The following is a 19,393-nucleotide window of genomic DNA, read 5'->3' as shown; positions in this document are numbered from 1 at the left end:
CCCGTGGGCGAGCGTTGTCAGTGCTCGCAGGTAGATTCGATGGTGGGTATCGAGCCGCCCGCACGCGGCGGGTGCCCGACCGACCAACGACAGCAGGAGTGATTCGCGTGGATCGTGTCGCGCTGCGCGGCCTCAAGGCCCGCGGGCACCATGGCGTCTTCCCCCGGGAGCGCGAAGAGGGCCAGACCTTCATCGTCGACCTGGTGCTCGGCCTCGACACCCGCCCCGCGGCGGCCGACGACGACCTGGCGAAGACCGTGCACTACGGAGTGGTGGCCGAGGAAGTCGTGGACGTCGTCCAAGGCGAGCCGGTCGACCTGATCGAGACGCTGGCCGAGCGCATCGCCCAGCAGTGCCTGAAGCACGCGGGGGTCCAGCAGGTGGAGGTGTGCGTCCACAAGCCGGACGCGCCGATCACCGTCCCCTTCGACGACGTGACCATCACCATCACCCGGAGCCGAGTATGACTGTGTTCTCCCACGAGAGCCCGCAGAGCGACCCGACCGTGCAGCCGGTGCCCGCCTCCGTGGTCGAGCAGGTGGACGCGGCCGACGTCACCCTCTCCAACCCGAAGCGCGCCGTGATCTCCCTCGGCTCCAACCTCGGCAACCGCCTGGAGACGCTCCAGGGCGCGATCGACGCCCTGGAGGACACGCCGGGCCTGCGGGTCAAAGCGGTCTCCCCGGTGTACGAGACGGAGCCCTGGGGTGTCGCCCCCGGCTCCCAGCCCTCGTACTTCAACGCGGTGGTCGTCGTGAAGACGACCCTCCCGCCGACGTCCCTCCTTGAGCGGGGCCAGGCCATCGAAGAGGCCTTCGACCGGGTCCGCGAGGAGCGCTGGGGCCCGCGCACGATCGACGTCGACATCGTTGCCTACGCCGATCTCATCGTGGACGACCCGGTCCTGACGCTGCCCCACCCGCGCGCCCACGAGCGGGCGTTCGTCCTCGCCCCCTGGCACGACGTGGACCCGCAGGCCCAGCTGCCCGGCCGCGGCCCGGTCGCCGCGCTGCTCGACGCGATCGGCCGCGAAGGTGTGCTGCCGCGCCCCGACCTGGAACTCCGCCTGCCCGAGTAGTCGTTAGGCTGCTGACGGCGAGTAGGTTCCGACATGAAGGGCACTCTTCGGTGAAACAACTGAGGCTGGGCGTACTGGCGGGACTCTTCGCCGTCGCCGGAGTGCTCTCCTGGGCCGGGGCCCGGCTGTGGGACTCCCTGGGCACCCTGCCGAGCGTCCCGCTGGCCGCGCCGATCGTGCTGGCCGTGATCGCGGTCATCCTCCTCGCCACGGCCCTGTCCATCCGCTCCCGCCTGCGCGCCCAGCGCGAGCGCCGCCCCGGCGCGAAGGGCGTGGAGCCCCTGATGGCCGCCCGCGCCGTGGTCTTCGGCCAGTCCAGCGCCCTGGTGGCCGCCCTGGTCTCGGGGATGTACGGGGGAACGGGCGTCTTCCTCCTCGACTCCCTGGACATCCCGGCCCGCCGCGACCAGGCGATCTACGCGGGCTTCTCGGTGGTGGCCGGCATCGCGGTGGTGGCGGCGGCGTTCTTCCTGGAACGGGTCTGCAAGCTCCCGGACGACGAGGACGAGGGCACGGCGACGGCGGAGTGAAAGCCTGTCTTTGAGCACACGCCACGGCCCCGCACCCCTCAGGGGGTGCGGGGCCGTGGCATGTCCGGCGGAGCGCTCAGCGCGCCATGATGAGGCTCATCGCCTCCGCGCGCGTCGCGGGGTCGCGCAGCTGGCCGCGGACCGCCGAGGTGATCGTCTTGGCCCCGGGCTTGCGCACCCCGCGCATGGTCATGCACATGTGCTCGCACTCCACGACGACGATGACACCGCGCGGCTCCAGGATCTCCATCAGGGAGTCCGCGATCTGCGTGGTCAGGCGCTCCTGGACCTGGGGGCGGCGGGCGAACACATCGACCAGCCGGGCCAGCTTCGACAGGCCGGTGATCTTTCCGTCCGCCGACGGGATGTACCCGACGTGGGCCACGCCCACGAACGGCACCAGATGATGTTCACAGCTGCTCATGACCTCGATGTCCTTCACCAGGACCATCTCGTCGTGACCGAGGTCGAACGTCGTGGTGAGCACGTCCTCGGGCGTCTGCCACAGGCCCGCGAATATCTCCCGGTACGCCCGGGCGACCCGCCCCGGCGTCTCCCGCAGCCCTTCCCGGTCCGGGTCCTCGCCGACGGCGAGGAGGAGCTCGCGCACGGCGGCCTCGGCGCGCTTCTCGTCGAATTCGCCGATGGGGCCCTCGCCGTCCAGCGTCACCGGGTCGGTCATCTGTGCCTCGTTCCTCGTTCGTATGCACGGGCGTACGAGAGCGCCGCGCCCCCACAGGCTAAAACCTGGGGGGCGCGGCGTGCATTCCGGGTCCGAGGAGCCGGGGGTCAGCTCTCGGGGCGGTCCTCCACACCCGGGAGCTGCTCGGTCGGGACCGAGTCCGTCGGGGCCGCTCCGTTGGCGGTGGAGGCGCCGTTGGTCAGGGCGAGCTCCCGGGGAGAGAGGACCGGGGGGCGGGTCGACGGCGTACGCCGCGACGAGCCCGTCCAGGCCGGGCGCGCGGGGCGCCGGACGATGGGAGCGAAGATCTCGGCGATCTGCTCCTTGCCCAGCGTCTCCTTCTCCAGCAGCTGGAGGACCAGGTTGTCGAGGACGTCGCGGTTCTCGACGAGGATCTCCCAGGCCTCGTTGTGCGCCGTCTCGATGAGCTTCTTGACCTCTTCGTCGACGAGCGCCGCGACCTCTTCCGAGTAGTCGCGCTGGTGCGCCATCTCACGGCCCAGGAACGGCTCCGTGTTGTCGCCGCCGAACTTGATCGCGCCGAGCCGCTCGGTCATGCCGTACTGCGTGACCATCGCGCGGGCGGTGGCCGTGGCCTTCTCGATGTCGTTCGCCGCGCCCGTGGTCGGGTCGTGGAAGACGAGCTCCTCGGCCGCGCGCCCGCCCAGCATGTAGGCGAGCTGGTCGAGCATCTCGTTGCGCGTGGTCGAGTACTTGTCCTCGTCCGGCAGGACCATCGTGTAGCCGAGGGCCCGGCCGCGCGACAGGATCGTGATCTTGTGGACCGGGTCCGAGTTCGGGGAAGCCGCCGCGACCAGGGCGTGTCCGCCCTCGTGGTACGCGGTGATCTTCTTCTCCTTGTCGGACATGATCCGGGTCCGCTTCTGCGGGCCCGCCACGACGCGGTCGATCGCCTCGTCCAGCATGTTGTTGTCGATCAGCTTCTGGTTGCTGCGCGCCGTGAGGAGCGCCGCTTCGTTCAGCACGTTCGACAGGTCGGCTCCGGTGAAGCCGGGGGTGCGCCGGGCGACGGCCGAGAGGTCGACGTCCGGGGCGACCGGCTTGCCCTTCTGGTGGACCTTGAGGATCTCCAGACGGCCCTGCATGTCCGGGCGGTCGACCGCGATCTGGCGGTCGAAGCGGCCGGGGCGCAGGAGGGCCGGGTCGAGGATGTCGGGCCGGTTGGTGGCGGCGATCAGGATGACGCCGCCCTTCACGTCGAAGCCGTCCATCTCGACGAGCAGCTGGTTGAGGGTCTGCTCGCGCTCGTCGTGGCCGCCGCCGAGGCCCGCGCCGCGGTGCCGGCCGACGGCGTCGATCTCGTCGACGAAGACGATCGCCGGGGCGTTCGCCTTGGCCTGCTCGAAGAGGTCGCGCACGCGCGAGGCGCCGACGCCGACGAACATCTCGACGAAGTCGGAGCCGGAGATCGAGTAGAAGGGGACGCCGGCCTCGCCCGCGACGGCGCGCGCGAGGAGGGTCTTGCCGGTGCCGGGCGGGCCGTAGAGCAGCACGCCCTTGGGGATCTTGGCGCCGACGGCCTGGAACTTCGCCGGCTCCTGGAGGAACTCCTTGATCTCGTGGAGCTCCTCGACGGCCTCGTCCGCCCCGGCCACGTCGGCGAACGTCGTCTTCGGGGTGTCCTTGGTGATGAGCTTGGCCTTGGACTTCCCGAAGTTCATGACCCGGGAGCCGCCGCCCTGCATCTGGTTCATCAGGAACAGGAAGACGACGACGATGAGGACGAAGGGGAGCAGCGAGAGCAGGATCCCCACGATCGGGTTCTGCTTCGAGGGGGAGACCGTGTAGCCCTTGGTCAGGTCTCCGCTGTCGAACTTGCCCTGCAGCTTGTTGGCCAGGCTGGTGCCCTGGGCGTCGCCGATGTAGCTCGCCTGGATCTTGTTGGCGCCCTTGACCTTCTGGCCGTCCTTGAGGTCGACCTTGATGACCGACTCGTCGCCGGTCGTGATCTTGGCTTCGTCTACCTGGTTCTTGTCGATCGCCTGGACGACCTCAGAGGTGTCCACCGTCTTGTAGCCGCCCGACGAGCCGACGACCTGCATCAACACGACCACGGCGAGGACGGCCAGCACGATCCACATGACCGGCCCACGGAAGTATCGCTTCACGTCCATCCATACGGAGCGAGAACGCCCCGTCCCTCCTGCCCGTAGGTAAATGCTGCTGTGAGTAAAGACTGTTCTTCGGACGGTACCCCAGCATTGTCACCCGCGGCCGCAAGGGACGGCTGGCAAACCCGCCTTCCCAAGCTCCAACGCGGGAAGGGGGCTCTGGGTTCCCGACCGGGTTCCCGGCTCAGCCGCCGTAGACGTGCGGAGCCAGCGTCCCGACAAAGGGGAGATTGCGGTACTTCTCGGCGTAGTCGAGGCCGTATCCGACGACGAATTCATTCGGAATGTCGAATCCGATCCACTTCACGTCGATCGCGACCTTTGCGGCATCCGGCTTACGGAGCAGCGTGCAGACCTCAAGAGAGGCGGGCTCGCGGGATCCGAGGTTGGAGAGCAGCCAGGACAGCGTGAGGCCGGAGTCGATGATGTCCTCGACGATCAGGACGTGCTTGCCCTTGATGTCGGTGTCGAGGTCCTTGAGGATCCGGACGACGCCGGAGGACTGGGTGCCCGCGCCGTAGGAGGAGACGGCCATCCAGTCCATGGTGACCGGGGTGGACAGCGCGCGCGCCAGGTCCGCCATGACCATCACGGCACCCTTGAGGACGCCGACGATCAGGAGGTCCTTGCCCGCGTACTCCGCGTCGATCTTCGCGGCCAGCTCGGCCAGCTTGGCGTCGATCTCTTCCTTGGTGATGAGCACCGACTGGAGGTCGGTGCCCATGTCCTTCTCGTTCACCCGGGCCACTTTCGTTGTACGTACGTGAGCTCAGCTCTGCCGGATGACCAGTCTGCCACCCTGCCGCCGTGCCTCGACGCGCCCGGGGAGGTTGATGGCCCGCTGGCCGCGCCAGCCCGTGATGAGCCGGTCGACCTCCTCGACGTGGCGGGCGAAGAGCGAGCCGGCGGGGGAACCGGCGTGGATGAGGGCCTTGCGCAGCACCCGGCGGCGGACCGCGGCGGGCAGCGCGTAGAGCTTTCCGCACAGCAGCTCGCCGGCCTCGTCCCGGACGGACGGGTCGGCCTCGGCGGCCCAGGCGTCCAGGGCGTCGGCGTCGTCGCGGGAGAGCTCGGCGGTGCGCGCCAGGGCCTCCATGACGCCCTTGCCGAGGGCCTTCTCCAGGGCGGGCAGGCCTTCGTGGCGCAGCCGGGAGCGGGTGTAGGCGGGGTCGGCGTTGTGCGGGTCGTCCCAGACGGGCAGCGACTGGACCAGGCAGGCCTTGCGGGCGGTGTGCCGGTCGATCTGGAGGAAGGGGCGGCGGTAGCGGCCGTGGGCTCCGGAGACGGCGGCCATGCCGGACAGGGAGCGGGTGCCGGAGCCGCGGGCGAGGCCGAGCAGAACCGTCTCGGCCTGGTCGTCGCGGGTGTGGCCGAGCAGGATCGCGGCGGCGCCGTGGCGCTCGGCGGCGGCGTCCAGGGCGGCGTAGCGGGCGTCCCGGGCGGCGGCTTCGGGGCCGCCCTCGCGGCCCACCTTCACGGCGACGGCCTCGACCGGGTCGAGCCCCATCGCGGTGAGCCGGGCGGCGACCTCGGCGGCGCGCTGGTCGGAGCCGGCCTGGAGGCCGTGGTCGACGGTGACGGCGCCGGCGCGGACGGAGAGCTTGCGGGATTCGAAGGCGAGGGCGGAGGCGAGCGCCATGGAGTCGGCGCCGCCCGAGCAGGCGACGAGGACCAGGGGGCCGGGGGCGTCGCCCTCGCGCGCGTGGTCGCGGGGGGTGGTGTCGGGGGTGGGGTGCGGCCGTCGCTGAGGACGAGCGCGTCGTGCAGTACGTCGTGGAGTACGCGGCGGACCGCCAGGCGTATCGCCGCGACCGCAGGATGGGGACCCATGTCCGGTGCCCTTCGGTGAAGTTGGGGGGTGCCTCGGGACGAGGGAAAAGATCGGTCACACAGAGTGCGTAGATGGTGACAGAACCGAGCCGATACCCGAGCATTGCACGCCTACCCATGCCCTACGGTCCCTCGGATGGGTGATCCTGCGCATTTCCGGGGGACACCTGTGGGCCCCGGGTACGTGGGTGCGGTCGGCGCTCGCGGGATCAGCCCTCCGTCCTGCGGTGCACCCGCGCGACCCAGTCCGCCGGTTTGGCGATCTCCGCCTTGGTGGGGAGCGTGTTGGGCGAGGTCCAGACCCGGTTGAAGCCGTCCATGCCGACCTGGTCGACGACGGCCCGTACGAACCGCTCGCCGTCGCGGTACTGGCGCAGTTTCGCGTCGAGTCCGAGCAGCTTGCGCAGGGCCTGGTCGAGGCGGGAGGCGCCCTTGGCACGGCGCTGCTGGAACTTCTCACGGATCTCGGCCACCGAGGGCACGACCTGCGGTCCCACCCCGTCCATCACGAAGTCCGCGTGGCCTTCGAGCAGGGACATCACGGCGGTGAGGCGGCCGAGGATCTCGCGCTGGGCGGGGGTCTGCACCAGCTCGACCAGGGAGCGGCCGCTGTCGCCCTCCTCGCCCTCGGGGCGGCTTCCGCTGAGCGACTGGGCGGCCTCGCGCAGCCGCTCCAGGACGGTCATCGGGTCGACGTCGGTCTCACCCAGGAATGACTGGATTTCGCCTTCGAGGTGGTCGCGCAGCCAGGGCACGCCGGTGAACTGGGTGCGGTGGGTCTCCTCGTGCAGGCACACCCAGAGCCGGAAGTCGTGCGGGTCGACGTCGAGCTCGCGCTCCACGTGGACGATGTTGGGGGCGACCAGCAGGAGGCGGCCGCCGCCGTTCTCCCCGGCCGGGAGCTCGCGGGTGGGGGGCGCGAACGTCTCGTACTGCCCGAGGACGCGCGAGGACAGGAAGCTGAGCAGCATGCCCAGCTCCACGCCGGTGACCTTGCCGCCGACCGCGCCGAGCACGGCGCCGCCCGGGCTGCTGCCGCGGCGCTCCTGCATCTTGTCGAGCAGCGGCTTCAGGAGTTCCCGGAAGCCGGCCACGTTGGCCTTGACCCAGCCCGCGCGGTCGACCACGAGGACCGGGGTGTCGGCGGGCCGCACGCTGTCCGGGATCATCCGGGTGAAGGCCCGCACGTGTTCCTCGGAGGCCTTGGCGTGCCGGCGCAGCTCGGCGACGACGGCCCGCGCCTCGTCCCGGCTCACGTCGGGCCCCGGCCTCACCAGTCGGGTCGCGGTCGCCACCGCGAGGTTCCAGTCGACCATCCCAGCAGAAGCAGCACCACCGATGCCTGTCATGCGTCAACCGTACGTTGTCCCCTCCTTGAGGGGAGGGGGGTTGAAGCCGGGTGCTTACGAAGCGGGGGCGGCGTGGCAGCCGCAACGGGCCAGTCGGTCGGCGAGCCTGTCGAGGGCGCGCTGGGCCGGGTCGGGTCCGGGGGTGCCGGCGGCGAGGAAGGCGAAGGCGAGCAGATGGCCGTCGGCGTCCACGACGGTGCCCGCGAGCGCGTTGACGCCGGAGAGGGTGCCGGTCTTGGCGCGGACCAGGCCGGTGCCCGAGGAGGCGGCCCCGTAGCGGGCGCGCAGGGTGCCGGTGAACCCGGCGACGGGCAGGCCGGTCAGGACCGGGCGCAGCTCCGGGTGGGCGGGGTCGGCGGCGCGGGCGAGCAGCAGGGTCAGGAGCTGGGCGCTGACCCGGTCCTCGCGGCTGAGGCCGCTGCCGTCGGCGAACCGGGCGGTGGCGGCCTGCGGCAGGCCGAGCGCGGCGAGCCGGTCGGCGACGGCCTTGGCGGCGCCGCCGAAGTCGGCGGGGAGCCGGGCCGCGACGGCGGTCTGGCGGGCGAGCGCCTCGGCGAGGTCGTTGTCGCTGTTGGTCAGCATCCGCTCGACCAGGTCCGAGAGCGGCGCGGAGAGGGTGCGGGCGAGCTCGGTGGCGCCCTGCGGGGCCCTGCCGGGCCCGGGCGGGGCCGTGAGGGCGATGCCGCGCTCGCGCAGCAGCGAGGCGAACGTACGGGCGGTGTCGCCCGCCGGGTCCGCGGTGCGCGGGGCGGGCCCGCTCTCGCTGCCGTCGGTCCGGCCTTCGTCGGTCATCAGGGCGACGACGGGCGCGAGGTTCTCGTTCGGGCCGATGGGGTGCAGCTCGGGCCCGCTGTAGCGGGAGAGGTCGTAGGCGAGGGCCGCGTCGGTGAAGCCCCGGGTGCGCAGGGCGCGGGCGGTGGCGTCGGCCAGGGCGCGCAGGCCGTCCTTGCCGAGGGTGGGGTCGCCGCCGCCGACGAGGGTGAGCAGGTTGCCGGTGGCGGGGGCGACGACGGTGGTGGGGATGCGGTGGTCGGGGCCGAGCGCCGACAGGGCGGCCACCGCGGTGGCGATCTTGACCGTGGAGGCGGGCGTCATCGCGGTGTCCGCGCGCTGCCCGTAGAGCTGCTTGCCGGTGGCCGTGTCGTACACGGCGGCGGCGGGCTGCGGGCCGAGGCCGGGCGCGGCGAGCAGGGGGCCGAGGACCTGGTCGAGCGCGGTGTCCGCGGGGGCGTCCGCGGGGGCGCTCAGCGCGGTGAGCACGCCCCTCGCGCTGGGCGCGGGCGCCGGTGCGGGGGGCGCGCCCAGGTGATGTGCGCCACCTGTCCGGTGACCGGCCGCCGCCTTGTCGCGCTCGGCCGTACGCTGGCCCGAGTCCCAGGGACCGGCCGTGGCCACCGCTCCGGCCGCCACCGCCAGGCCTACCGCAGCCGCACCCGCCATGAGCTGCCAAGTCTTGGGTCCCGGCACCGAGGACCAGCCCCTTTCGCGATCACACACCTGCGTGAGGGACACTTAATCACCAGAACTGCGTCTTGCCGCGAACATGGCACTCCGGGTCAGCACCGGCGGCCCATCCGGCTGAACGTCCCGGGCCCGGCCCGGGGGCGCAGAACCGTCCCATGCATGTGCTGATCACTGAGGAGAGCCACCCGTGGAGTTCGACGTCACCATCGAGATCCCGAAGGGTTCGCGGAACAAGTACGAGGTGGACCACGAGACCGGCCGGATCCGCCTGGACCGTCGGCTCTTCACCTCCACCAGCTACCCGGCGGACTACGGCTTCGTCGAGAACACCCTCGGCGAGGACGGCGACCCGCTGGACGCGCTGGTCATCCTGGACGAGCCGACCTTCCCGGGCTGCCTGATCCGCTGCCGCGCCATCGGCATGTTCCGTATGACCGACGAGGCGGGCGGCGACGACAAGCTGCTCTGCGTGCCGGCGTCCGACCCGCGCGTCGAGCACCTGCGCGACATCCACCACGTCTCCGAGTTCGACCGCCTGGAGATCCAGCACTTCTTCGAGGTCTACAAGGACCTGGAGCCCGGCAAGTCCGTCGAGGGCGCCAACTGGGTCGGCCGCGCCGAGGCCGAGGAAGAGATCAAGGCCTCCTACAAGCGCCTTGAGGCGCAGGGCGGCGCGCACTGACGCGTTCTCATCCGTACGACGACGGGCGGTGCACCTTCCGGGGTGCGCCGCCCGTTGTCGTACGACTTGATGATCGCCCACATACTGGGCACACGCATGCGTACGGATGGGACCGGAGGGAGGTAAGGGGTGGCTGAGCAGCAGGTGCCGGAGGATCGCAAGCCGCCCTCCGACGAGGCGCGCAGCGCCTTCGCGGCTCCCGACGGGGTGGAGCAGCCCGGGCCCCCCGAGGAGGACGCGCCGACCTCCGAGTTCGCGCTGCCGGCCGGGGTGCCGGAGCCCGAACCGGTCGTGGAGCAGCCCGTCTCCGCCTTCGCGCCGCCCCGCACCTACTCGGCCCGCGAGGCCCCGTCCGCGACGATCACCACCGCCGGGCTGCCGCTGGTGCGGCTCTCCAAGGACGCGCCCTGGCAGGACCGGATGCGCACCATGCTGCGGATGCCGGTGGGCGACCGGCCGGTGCCGGAGACGGCTCCGAAGACCGACGAGGCCGGGCCCGCCGTGCCGCGCGTGCTCGACCTGACGCTGCGTATCGGCGAGCTGCTGCTCGCGGGCGGCGAGGGCGCGGAGGACGTCGAGGCGGCGATGTTCGCGATCTGCCGCAGTTACGGCCTGGACCGCTGCGAGCCGACGGTGACCTTCACCCTGCTGTCGATCACCCACCAGCCGTCCCTGGTGGACGACCCGGTCACGGCGAACCGGACGGTACGCCGCCGGGGCACCGACTACACGCGCCTGGCGGCCGTCCACCGGCTCGTCACGGACATGACCAGCCCCGAGCACGACGTCACCCTCGAAGAGGCCTACCGCCGCCTCGCCGAGATCCGCCGAAACCGGCACCCGTACCCCGGCTGGGTCCTCACCGCGGCCGCGGGCGGGCTCGCCGGGGCGGCCTCCGTGCTGGTGGGCGGCGGTGTGACGGTGTTCCTGGTGGCCGCGGCCGGCGCCATCCTCGGCGACCGGCTGGCCTGGCTCTGCGCGGCGCGCGGGCTGCCCGAGTTCTATCAGTTCGTGGTGGCGGCGATGCCGCCCGCGGCGATGGGTGTGGCGCTCAGCCTGCTCGGCTGGGACCTGCGGCCCTCGGCGGTGATCACCGGTGGGCTCTTCGCCCTGATCCCGGGGCGGGCGCTGGTGGCCGCCGTCCAGGACGGCCTGACCGGCTTCTACATCACCGCCTCGGCCCGTCTGCTGGAGGTCACGTACTTCTTCGTGGCCATCGTGATCGGCGTGCTCACCGTGCTGTACGGGGGGCTCCAGGTCGACGCCAAGCTGAACCCGGAAGGGGCGCTGAGCCCCATCGAGCGGCCCATCGTGCAGACCCTGGCCTCGATGGCCCTGTGTCTGACGTTCGCCGTCCTGCTCCAGCAGGAACGTTCCACCGTGTGGATCGCGACGGTGAACGGCGGGATCGCCTGGGTGATCTACGCGTCGATCGCGGTCACCGCGAAGGGCTCGCCGATCATGGCGACGGCGGTGGCGGCGGGGCTGGTCGGCCTGTTCGGGCAGCTGGTCGCGCGCTACCGCAACACCTCGGCGCTGCCGTACGTGACGGCGGCGATCGGGCCGCTGCTGCCCGGCTCCGCCACGTACTTCGGCGTGCTCGCGATCGCCCAGAACCACCGGGACCAGGGGCTCGCCAACATCGCCAAGGCGGCGGCGCTGGCGATGGCGATCGCGATCGGGGTGAACCTCGGGAGCGAGATGTCCCGGATGTTCCTCAAGGCACCTGGAGCGGCCCGCAAGGCGGCGAAGCGGACGCGAGGCTTCTAGGACGCGAGGCTTCTAAGCCCCGCGCCCTGGGGGGCTTCAGCGCTTGGCGTGGCGCCTGCGCTGCGGGGGCTGGGGCGCGCGCGGGCCAGACGGACCTGCCGCGCCGGGGCCGCCCGGACCCGCCTTCTTCGCCTTGGAGCGGGCCCGCAGGTACTCGATCGCGATCGGGACCACCGAGACGAGCACGATCGCGACCAGCATCAGCTCGATGTTCTTGTGCACGAACTCGACGTTGCCGAGCGCCGCGCCGAGCAGCGTCACGCCCGCGCCCCACAGCGTGCCGCCGATCACGTTGTACGTGATGAAGGAGCGGTAGTTCATCCGGCTGACGCCCGCGATGATCGGCGTGAACGTCCGCACGATCGGCACGAACCGGGCCAGTACCAGCGACTTCGGGCCGTACTTCTCGAAGAAGTCGTGGGCCTTCTCCACGTTCTCCTGCTTGAAGAGCCTGGAGTCCGGCCGGTTGAAGAGCGAGGGTCCGACCTTGCGGCCGAAGAGGTAGCCCACCTGGTCGCCCACGACGGCCGCGGCCACGACCGCCACGCAGACCAGCCACAGCGGGTGGTCGATCTTGCCGCTGGTGACCAGCAGACCGCAGGTGAACAGGAGCGAGTCGCCCGGCAGGAAGAAGCCGATGAGCAGGCCGGACTCGGCGAAGACGATCACCAGCAGACCGGCCAGGCCGAACGACGACAGCAGCTGGTCGGGGTCCAGCCAGCTCGGACCGAGTGCGAGGTTGGTCACGGGTTCCGGCGCTCCTGGGTCAGGGGTCGGGGTGGGGGGCGCGTAAGCGCGCGTTGACGGGCCAAAGCTATCAACGCCTCCGGCACGCTCCAGGTTCCACCGGGTTCCTGGGGATGCGCCGGGCCCTGGCGGGTACGAAGCTGGGTCCCAGGATCCTCCAGGAAGGCGGCGCGATGGGCATCGAGGAATACGGCGGCGGGCAGGGCGCGCAGTCCGACGTACTGGTCGTGACGACGAACGACGTACCCGGCTATCAGGTCCAGCAGGTCATCGGCGAGGTCTTCGGCCTGACCGTGCGCTCGCGCCACCTCGGCAGCCAGATCGGCGCCGGGCTGAAGTCCATGATCGGCGGCGAGTTGAAGGGGCTGACGAAGACGCTCGTGCAGACCCGGAACCAGGCCATGGAGCGCCTGGTGGAGCAGGCACGCACGCGTGGGGCGAACGCCGTCCTCATGATGCGGTTCGACGTCACCGAGGCGGCCGACGTCGGGACGGAGGTCTGCGCGTACGGAACGGCGGTCGTGATCACGAAGCTCTGAGGAGGGGACGGCCGTGGCACTGCACCCGGGCGCCGACAAGAAGGCGCAGGAGTACGAGAAGGAGTACGGGCGGCTCGCCCTCAACCCGTTCTACGGGGAGGCCGACCCGGTCGGCTCCATGACGTCCGCGCCGCCCCGGCACCGGCTGCCGGACCGCCCGCTGGCCCCCGCCACGGCGTACCAGCTCGTCCACGACGAACTGATGCTGGACGGCAACTCCCGGCTCAACCTGGCCACCTTCGTCACCACCTGGATGGAGCCGCAGGCCGGGGTGCTGATGGCGGAGTGCCGGGACAAGAACATGATCGACAAGGATGAGTACCCGCGCACCGCCGAGCTGGAGCGGCGCTGTGTGGCGATGCTCGCCGACCTGTGGCACGCGCCCGACCCGGCCGGGGCGGTGGGCTGCTCGACGACGGGGTCGAGCGAGGCGTGCATGCTCGCCGGGATGGCGCTCAAGCGGCGCTGGGCGAAGCGGAACGCGGACCGCTATCCGGGGCGGGACGCGGTGCCGAACCTGGTGATGGGCGTGAACGTCCAGGTCTGCTGGGAGAAGTTCTGCACCTTCTGGGAGGTCGAGGCACGCCAGGTCCCGATGGAGGGCGACCGCTTCCACCTCGACCCGCTGGCGGCGGCCGAGCTGTGCGACGAGAACACGATCGGCGTGGTCGGGATCCTCGGCTCTACCTTCGACGGATCGTACGAGCCGATCGCGGAACTCTGCGCGGCGCTCGACGCGTTGCAGGAGCGTACGGGGCTGGACGTGCCGGTCCATGTGGACGGCGCGTCGGGGGCGATGGTGGCGCCCTTCCTGGACGAGGACCTGGTGTGGGACTTCCGGCTGCCCAGGGTCGCGTCGATCAACACGTCCGGGCACAAGTACGGGCTGGTGTACCCGGGCGTGGGGTGGGCCCTGTGGCGCTCGGCGCAGGAGCTCCCGGAAGAGCTGGTCTTCCGGGTGAACTACCTGGGCGGCGACATGCCCACGTTCGCGCTGAACTTCTCGCGGCCGGGGGCGCAGGTGGTGGCGCAGTACTACACCTTCCTGCGCCTGGGGCGGGAGGGGTTCCGGGCGGTGCAGCAGACCACCCGGGACGTGGCGCGGACGCTCGCCGAGCGCGTGGAGGCGCTGGGCGACTTCCGGCTGCTCACGCGCGGCAACGAGTTGCCGGTGTTCGCGTTCACGACGGCGCCTGAGGTGGAGCGGTTCGACGTGTTCGACGTGTCGCGGCGGCTGCGGGAGAAGGGGTGGCTGGTGCCCGCGTACACGTTCCCGCCGCACCGGGAGGATCTGTCCGTGCTGCGGGTGGTGTGCCGGAACGGGTTCTCGGCGGATCTGGCGGCGATGCTGGTGGAGGACCTGGGGCGGCTGCTGCCGGAGCTGCGCCGGCAGCCCGGTCCACTCGGGCGGGACGAGTCTGTGGCTACTGCCTTCCACCACTGAGTGGGTTGCGTGTTCGTCTGCGGGCCGGTGGGGGGCTGGTCGCGCCCGCGCGGCGGAGCCGCACATGTCACAGCCCCGCGCCCCTAAAAGCCGGGCAGCACCCTCACTTCTCCGCGTACGGGTTCGCCTCGCCGTCCGCCAGCACTGCCACGAACGGTTTCCCCTCCCCCGCGAACGTGTACGCGCCCGCCTCGATCCTCGTGATCAGGCCGCCCGTCCACTCCGCCTCCCCGTCCGCCGAGTGGACCCACATGTTCATGATCTCGCCGATGTGGCCGAGGGACTCGGGGCCGTCCTCGGGGATGTAGTGCTCCGTCACCCTGGCGCGCCACGCCGCCAGGCGCTCCAGGCGGTCGCGCAGGAGCGCCACCACCTCCGTGCGCGGCAGGTCGACCATGAAGCCGATCGCCGCCGAGAGCATGTCCATCTTCTGGTCGTACGAGGTCAGCGCCGCGCGCAGCAGCTTCAGATACTCCTCGAAACCCGCGTCCGTCAGCTCGTACTCGGTGCGCGGCGGACCGCCCGCCGTGCTCGGCGCGATCTCGTGGGCGTGCAGTACGCCCTCCTTCGCCATCTGTTTGAGGGCGTGGTAGATCGAGCCGGGCTTGGCGTTGGACCACTCGTGGGCGCCCCAGTACTCCAGGTCGTTGCGGACCTGGTAGCCGTGCGCCCGGCCGTGCTGGCGGATCGCGCCGAGCACGAGGAGACGGATCGCTGACATGCGCCTCAGCCTATGACCTCATCCGTTCGCGAGAGCAACCACCCGGTCGCTCAGAACGGGAAGAGGCTTCTCCCGTGCTGCACGGAGATCCACTTCTGGGTGGTGAACGCCTCGATCGTCGAATCCCCGTTCAGCCGTCCCAGCCCCGAGTACTTCTCGCCGCCGAACGACACCAGCGGCTCGTCCTGGATGGTCGAGTCGTTGACGTGGATCATCCCGGTGACGATCCGCTTGGCGAACCGCACGCCCCGCTCCACGTTGGCGGTGTGGACGGCGCCGCTCAGTCCGTACGGGCTGTCGTTGGCCATCCGTACCGCCTCCTCCTCGCCGTCGAAGGAGAGCAGCAGCACGACAGGCCCGAAGATCTCCTGCCGCAGCAGCGGGGAGTCCTCCGGCAGCCCGGTCAGGACGGTCGGCTCGACGAGGCTGCCGCGGGTGCGGCCCCGGACCAGCGCGGTGGCGCCCTCGGCCAGGGCCTGGTCGACCAGCGAAGTGAGCGCGTCCGCCTGGAAGTTGTTGATCACCGGGCCGATGTCGGTGGCCGGGTCGGCCGGATCACCGGTCTTGAGGGCGGCTACGCGCGCGCAGAACTTCTCGGTGAACTTCTGCTCGATGCTCCGGTCCACCAGGACCCGGTTGGCGGCCATACAGACCTGACCCTGGTAGACGAAACGGCTGAAAACCGCCGCCTCGACCGCGTAGTCGATGTCCGCGTCGTCCAGGACGACCAGCGCGCTGTTGCCGCTCAGCTCCAGGATCGCCCGCTTGAAGTGGCTGCCCGCGACGGCGGCCACATGGCGGCCGGTGCGGTCGGAGCCGGCGAACGAGATCACCTTGGGCACCGGGTGCTCTATCAGCGCGTCGCCTATCTCGGCGATATCCGTGACCAGCACGTTCAGCAGCCCGGCCGGCAGGCCCGCGTCCTCGAAGATCTTGGCGATGAGGCCGCCGCCGACCACCGGCGCGTTCTGGTTCGGCTTGATGACGACGGCGTTGCCGAGCGCGAGCGCCGGTGCGACCGACTTCAGCGTCACCAGGAAGGGGAAGTTGAAGGGGCTGATCACCCCGACCACGCCGACCGGCAGCCGGTAGACGCGGTTCTCCTTGCCGTCGACGGGCGAGGGCAGGATCCGGCCCTCCGGCCGGATCGCCAGCTGTATCGCCTCGCGCAGGAACTCCTTGGCGAGGTGCACCTCGTAACCGGCTTTGAGGCGGGTGCCGCCCAGCTCGGTGACGATCGCCTCGATGATCTCCGGCTCGCGCTCCTCGGTGATCCGCAGCGCGCGCTCGAAGACCAGTCTTCGGCTGTACGGGTTGGTCTCACCCCAGCCGACCTGGGCGCGCTCGGCCGCGCGATAGGCCTCGTCGACCTCGTCCACCGTGGCGACCGTGATGGCGGCGAGCTTCTCCCCGTTGTACGGATCGAAGTCGATGATGTCCCACGACCCGCTGCCGGTGCGCCACTCGCCGTCGATGTACTGGTGGGCCAGGTCGGTGAAGAAGGACATGCCATCCCTTACTGCTGCCACTGCGCCGCCACCGTGTCCGTCGCGAACGTGTTCGTCGTCGCGTCCACTGTGTCCCCCGCTTCTGGTACACAACCCTGATGTGACGTCATCGTACTGACGTATCAGATGAGTTGGAGTAGTCCACGGAGAAGATCGCGGCTTTCCTCCGGGCCCGGACTGTCCTTCTGGAGCCGCTCCATCGCCCTGTCGTACTGGGCGACCTCCTCCGGCTTGTCCAGGTAGAGGGAGCTGGTGAGCTGCTCCAGATAGACGATGTCGGAGAGGTCGGACTCCGGGAAGCGCAGCAGGGTGAAGGCCCCGCTCTCGCCGGCGTGTCCGCCGAAGCTGAACGGCATCACCTGGAGTGTCACGTTCGGCTGCTCGGACACCTCGATGAGGTGCTTCAACTGGCCGCGCATCACGTCCCGTTCGCCGTACGGGCGGCGCAGCGCCGCCTCGTCCAGGACGGCGTGGAACCTCGGCGCCCGCTCGGAGACGAGGGCCTTCTGGCGCTCCAGGCGCAGCGCCACCCGGCGGTCGATCTCCGCGTTGGACCCGTTGGGCATACCGCGCCTCACGACGGCGTGGGCGTACGCCTCGGTCTGCAACAGGCCGTGGACGAACTGCACTTCGTAGATCCGGATGAGGGAGGCCGCGCCCTCCAGACCGATGTACGTCTGGAACCAGCCGGGCAGCACATCGCCGTAACTGTGCCACCAGCCCGCGATGTTGGCCTCTTTGGCCAGCCCCAGGAGCGACGCGCGCTCGGCGTCGTCGGTGACCCCGTAGAGCGTCAGCAGGTCTTCGACATCCCTTGCCTTGAAGCTCACCCGCCCCAACTCCATACGACTGATCTTCGACTCGGACGCCCTGATCGAATACCCGGCGGCCTCACGGGTGATGCCCCGGGACTCGCGCAGGCGCCTGAGCTGTGAGCCCAGCAGAATGCGCCGGACCACCGACCCGCTCGACTCTCCTGCGGTCACTTCGCTGTCCCTCCCCAACCGACGGTGCACGGCAGTCTGCCACCAAAACGCTTCACCCCGTACTCAATCGATTACGGAAATGGTCAAGCTCCGAAATCGGCCTCGGGAAGAAATGAGCAACAATCACCACGGGATTGGACACGCCCGGCACGTGCACGTGCATCTGCCCTTGCATCAGGAGCGGCCATTCGGAACCATGGTCCCCGCGCACCTGCGTGCTCGTCTTGTGTCCTGCTGTGCCTAGCGTTCTGTTCTGCTGTACGCCACGTTCGCCTGTACCGCCACGGCCGCGAATCCCGGGAGTGCCTCGCATGGGGACGAATGGATCGACCATGCTGGAGCCGTTGGAGCCTTTAAGGCAGACCCTCCCGCCCATCGACCCGTCCGCCGTGGCCAGTTCCGCCTCCTGTGCGCTGCCCGCCCGCTACGAAGCCGTGCGCGGTGCCCGGCAGTTCACCAAGAAGACGCTCGGCCAGTGGGAGCTGTCGGAGCGCTTCGACGAAGTGGCCCTGGTCGTCTCGGAGCTCGTCACCAACGCCCTGCGCCACGCGCTGCCCGCCGACACCGCCCGTGAGCCGGACGCGCCGCCCGTGCGGCTGCATCTGATGCGGTGGACCAGCCGGCTGGTGTGCGCGGTACGCGACCCCAGCGTGGACAGCCCCTCCTCGCCCGGGTCGGACGACTGCGACGCGGAGTCGGGGCGCGGACTGTTCCTGGTGGACTCGTTCAGCGACTCCTGGGGCTGGCACCCGCTCACGGGCACGCTGAGCGGCAAGGTGGTCTGGGCCTTGTTCCGCCTCCAGCCGGTCGACTGACCGGCCGCACGAGCCGCACTTCCCACCTGTTCTCACCTGTACGACATGAGGGCCCCCGGTTGGGGGCCCGTTCGCGTATGCGGGGTCGATGAGCCCTGGGGATAGCGGGGATCCCGGGGATGCCGCGGACTCAGTCGGTGATCAGGTGGTCGAACTCGCCGTCCTTGACGCCGAGCAGCATCGCCTCGATCTCCGCCCGTGTGTAGACCAGCGCGGGTCCGTCCGGGAACGTCGAGTTGCGGACGGCAACCCTTCCTCCCGGCAGCCGGGCGAACTCCACGCAGGTCCCTTGGGAGTTGCTGTGCCTGCTCTTCTGCCAGACGACACCCTGAAGCTCCGTTGCCGCCATGCCGTTGTACGCGTGGTGCAAGGTCGCTCCCGGGGGATGTGCAGGCGTGCATCTGTGAAAGGTCAACTGCCCCGGATCATAGCCGTGTTCATGTGCGCCTGCATGAGCATATGCACGTGCACGCGCGGTACTCGGGCCGTTACAGGCATTCCACCGGGTTGGACTACTCGTCCACTGGGTATAGACGCGTCTCACGCCCCCCTGGTTCACGCGCTGGTAGCTTGACGCGTCCGGAAACCGTCCTACCAAGGGGATTTCGCAGTGCGCAGGCATGTACGTACCGGGGCGGGCGCCGTGGCGCTCGCCGCTTGTCTCACCGTGGCCGGGTGCTCCAGCTCGGACGGCGGCGACAAGCCCAAGGAGAAGGACACCGGCGGCAGCGGGCAGAGCGCGAGCCCGAGCGGCGGCAGCGGCAACGGGAGCACCGGCGGCGGCAAGGTGGCCGCCAAGGACATCGCCGGCGCCTGGGCGGCCGTCCTCGAGGGCAGGCCCACCGCCCTGGTGATCAGCGGTACGACCGTGGCGCTCGGCGGCGAACACACGTGCAGCGGCACGGTCAGCGACAACGGCATGGCGATGATCGAGCTGAAGTGCGCCGACGGCAACACCGACCGGGCGGCGGGCATGCCCTCGCTGAGCGCGGACCGCAAGACCCTCACGGTGAAGTGGGAGGGCGGCAAGACCGACACCTACACCAAGTCGGAGCTGGACGGGAAGCTGCCGACGGCCATCCCGACGGCGGGCCTGCCGACTCCCTGACGCTCCCC

General features: G+C 70.5%; 19 protein-coding genes and 1 pseudogene. 9 read left to right on the top strand and 11 right to left on the bottom strand.

The genetic code is table 11. The features are described 5' to 3' along the window. Positions 1-107 precede the first annotated feature (107 nt). The 3 genes from folB to BX283_RS22940 are packed head-to-tail and all read left to right on the top strand — an operon-like array spanning position 108 to position 1,608. A complete protein-coding gene (folB, locus tag BX283_RS22950) occupies positions 108-467 on the top strand; it encodes a dihydroneopterin aldolase (protein ID WP_101389407.1) in 360 nt (119 codons plus the stop codon). Beyond that, the gene (gene folK, locus BX283_RS22945; protein ID WP_101389406.1) at positions 464-1,078 is read left to right on the top strand and encodes a 2-amino-4-hydroxy-6-hydroxymethyldihydropteridine diphosphokinase; all 615 of its coding nucleotides are present in this window, start codon (positions 464-466) and stop codon (positions 1,076-1,078) included. Before folB ends, folK begins: the two co-directional genes overlap by 4 nt. A gap of 50 nt (positions 1,079-1,128) precedes the next feature. Further along, on the top strand, positions 1,129-1,608 hold the full coding sequence (locus BX283_RS22940; protein ID WP_101389405.1) for a DUF3180 domain-containing protein: 480 nt from the start codon (positions 1,129-1,131) through the stop codon (positions 1,606-1,608). 76 nt (positions 1,609-1,684) lie between these two features. Here the strand turns inward: BX283_RS22940 and folE are convergent, their stop codons facing one another. The 6 genes and pseudogenes from folE to dacB all read right to left on the bottom strand — a co-directional run bounded on the left by folE (position 1,685) and on the right by dacB (position 9,068). Then, on the bottom strand, positions 1,685-2,290 hold the full coding sequence (gene folE / locus BX283_RS22935) for a GTP cyclohydrolase I FolE (RefSeq protein WP_101389404.1): 606 nt from the start codon (positions 2,288-2,290) through the stop codon (positions 1,685-1,687). Between the two features lie 107 nt (positions 2,291-2,397). Further along, a complete protein-coding gene (ftsH, locus tag BX283_RS22930; protein ID WP_101389403.1) occupies positions 2,398-4,425 on the bottom strand; it encodes an ATP-dependent zinc metalloprotease FtsH in 2,028 nt (675 codons plus the stop codon). Positions 4,426-4,606: 181 nt separating this feature from the next. After that, positions 4,607-5,146 carry a hypoxanthine phosphoribosyltransferase gene (gene hpt, locus BX283_RS22925; protein ID WP_067161225.1) on the bottom strand — a complete coding sequence of 180 codons (540 nt, stop codon included), beginning with the start codon at positions 5,144-5,146 and terminating at the stop codon, positions 4,607-4,609. Positions 5,147-5,191: 45 nt separating this feature from the next. Further along, a pseudogene (gene tilS, locus BX283_RS22920) lies at positions 5,192-6,252 on the bottom strand (tRNA lysidine(34) synthetase TilS). Positions 6,253-6,461: 209 nt separating this feature from the next. After that, a complete protein-coding gene (locus tag BX283_RS22915; protein WP_101389402.1) occupies positions 6,462-7,601 on the bottom strand; it encodes a zinc-dependent metalloprotease in 1,140 nt (379 codons plus the stop codon). A gap of 54 nt (positions 7,602-7,655) precedes the next feature. After that, positions 7,656-9,068 (bottom strand): D-alanyl-D-alanine carboxypeptidase/D-alanyl-D-alanine-endopeptidase, encoded by a 1,413-nt coding sequence (gene dacB, locus BX283_RS22910; protein WP_373979279.1) that lies wholly within the window; start codon positions 9,066-9,068, stop codon positions 7,656-7,658. A gap of 184 nt (positions 9,069-9,252) precedes the next feature. Here dacB and BX283_RS22905 point away from each other — a divergent pair, with 184 nt between their 5' ends. Next, positions 9,253-9,747: an inorganic diphosphatase gene (locus BX283_RS22905; protein ID WP_101389400.1), complete on the top strand. Its 495-nt coding sequence runs from the start codon at positions 9,253-9,255 to the stop codon at positions 9,745-9,747. A 129-nt stretch (positions 9,748-9,876) separates the two neighbouring features. Then, a complete protein-coding gene (locus tag BX283_RS22900; protein WP_101389399.1) occupies positions 9,877-11,517 on the top strand; it encodes a threonine/serine exporter ThrE family protein in 1,641 nt (546 codons plus the stop codon). 36 nt (positions 11,518-11,553) lie between these two features. Here BX283_RS22900 and BX283_RS22895 read toward each other — a convergent pair whose 3' ends face one another. After that, positions 11,554-12,264, bottom strand: a complete 711-nt coding sequence (locus tag BX283_RS22895) for a DedA family protein (protein WP_101389398.1) — start codon at positions 12,262-12,264, stop codon at positions 11,554-11,556. Positions 12,265-12,437: 173 nt separating this feature from the next. Here BX283_RS22895 and BX283_RS22890 point away from each other — a divergent pair, with 173 nt between their 5' ends. Further along, positions 12,438-12,803, top strand: coding sequence for a YbjQ family protein (locus tag BX283_RS22890; RefSeq protein ID WP_101389397.1), 366 nt, complete (start codon positions 12,438-12,440; stop codon positions 12,801-12,803). A 13-nt stretch (positions 12,804-12,816) separates the two neighbouring features. Then, the gene (locus BX283_RS22885) at positions 12,817-14,247 is read left to right on the top strand and encodes a glutamate decarboxylase (RefSeq protein WP_101389396.1); all 1,431 of its coding nucleotides are present in this window, start codon (positions 12,817-12,819) and stop codon (positions 14,245-14,247) included. A 103-nt stretch (positions 14,248-14,350) separates the two neighbouring features. Here the strand turns inward: BX283_RS22885 and BX283_RS22880 are convergent, their stop codons facing one another. From BX283_RS22880 to BX283_RS22870, 3 genes are all read right to left on the bottom strand, one after another. Then, positions 14,351-14,968 (bottom strand): PadR family transcriptional regulator, encoded by a 618-nt coding sequence (locus tag BX283_RS22880; RefSeq protein ID WP_101389395.1) that lies wholly within the window; start codon positions 14,966-14,968, stop codon positions 14,351-14,353. Positions 14,969-15,018: 50 nt separating this feature from the next. Further along, the gene (locus BX283_RS22875) at positions 15,019-16,476 is read right to left on the bottom strand and encodes an aldehyde dehydrogenase family protein (RefSeq protein ID WP_101389394.1); all 1,458 of its coding nucleotides are present in this window, start codon (positions 16,474-16,476) and stop codon (positions 15,019-15,021) included. A 122-nt stretch (positions 16,477-16,598) separates the two neighbouring features. Next, positions 16,599-17,462: a helix-turn-helix transcriptional regulator gene (locus BX283_RS22870; RefSeq protein WP_101389393.1), complete on the bottom strand. Its 864-nt coding sequence runs from the start codon at positions 17,460-17,462 to the stop codon at positions 16,599-16,601. Positions 17,463-17,773: 311 nt separating this feature from the next. On the opposite strand from BX283_RS22870, the gene BX283_RS22865 reads away from it, so the two are divergent. After that, the gene (locus tag BX283_RS22865; RefSeq protein WP_101389392.1) at positions 17,774-18,277 is read left to right on the top strand and encodes an ATP-binding protein; all 504 of its coding nucleotides are present in this window, start codon (positions 17,774-17,776) and stop codon (positions 18,275-18,277) included. Positions 18,278-18,407: 130 nt separating this feature from the next. On the opposite strand, the gene BX283_RS22860 is transcribed toward BX283_RS22865, so the two are convergent. After that, the gene (locus tag BX283_RS22860; RefSeq protein ID WP_180357232.1) at positions 18,408-18,647 is read right to left on the bottom strand and encodes a DUF397 domain-containing protein; all 240 of its coding nucleotides are present in this window, start codon (positions 18,645-18,647) and stop codon (positions 18,408-18,410) included. A 240-nt stretch (positions 18,648-18,887) separates the two neighbouring features. Between BX283_RS22860 and BX283_RS22855 the strand changes: the two genes are divergently transcribed. Further along, on the top strand, positions 18,888-19,385 hold the full coding sequence (locus BX283_RS22855; RefSeq protein ID WP_101389391.1) for a hypothetical protein: 498 nt from the start codon (positions 18,888-18,890) through the stop codon (positions 19,383-19,385). The last annotated feature ends 8 nt before the right edge of the window (positions 19,386-19,393 follow it).

It is taken from the genome of Streptomyces sp. TLI_146, from assembly GCF_002846415.1.
GTDB lineage: Bacteria > Actinomycetota > Actinomycetes > Streptomycetales > Streptomycetaceae > Streptomyces.
Note: the sequence above shows the minus strand (reverse complement) of the source record. Positions and strands in the feature narration are given on the sequence as shown.

What these genes read in the sequence shown, in the direction of transcription:
- folK (WP_101389406.1), top strand. Translation starts at nt 464, where the DNA reads ATGACTGTGTTCTCCCACGAGAGCCCGCAGAGCGACCCGACCGTGCAG.
- folE (WP_101389404.1), bottom strand. Translation starts at nt 2,290, where the DNA reads ATGACCGACCCGGTGACGCTGGACGGCGAGGGCCCCATCGGCGAATTC.
- ftsH (WP_101389403.1), bottom strand. Translation starts at nt 4,425, where the DNA reads ATGGACGTGAAGCGATACTTCCGTGGGCCGGTCATGTGGATCGTGCTG.
- hpt (WP_067161225.1), bottom strand. Translation starts at nt 5,146, where the DNA reads ATGGGCACCGACCTCCAGTCGGTGCTCATCACCAAGGAAGAGATCGAC.
- BX283_RS22915 (WP_101389402.1), bottom strand. Translation starts at nt 7,601, where the DNA reads ATGACAGGCATCGGTGGTGCTGCTTCTGCTGGGATGGTCGACTGGAAC.
- BX283_RS22890 (WP_101389397.1), top strand. Translation starts at nt 12,438, where the DNA reads ATGGGCATCGAGGAATACGGCGGCGGGCAGGGCGCGCAGTCCGACGTA.
- BX283_RS22880 (WP_101389395.1), bottom strand. Translation starts at nt 14,968, where the DNA reads ATGTCAGCGATCCGTCTCCTCGTGCTCGGCGCGATCCGCCAGCACGGC.
- BX283_RS22875 (WP_101389394.1), bottom strand. Translation starts at nt 16,476, where the DNA reads ATGTCCTTCTTCACCGACCTGGCCCACCAGTACATCGACGGCGAGTGG.
- BX283_RS22865 (WP_101389392.1), top strand. Translation starts at nt 17,774, where the DNA reads ATGGGGACGAATGGATCGACCATGCTGGAGCCGTTGGAGCCTTTAAGG.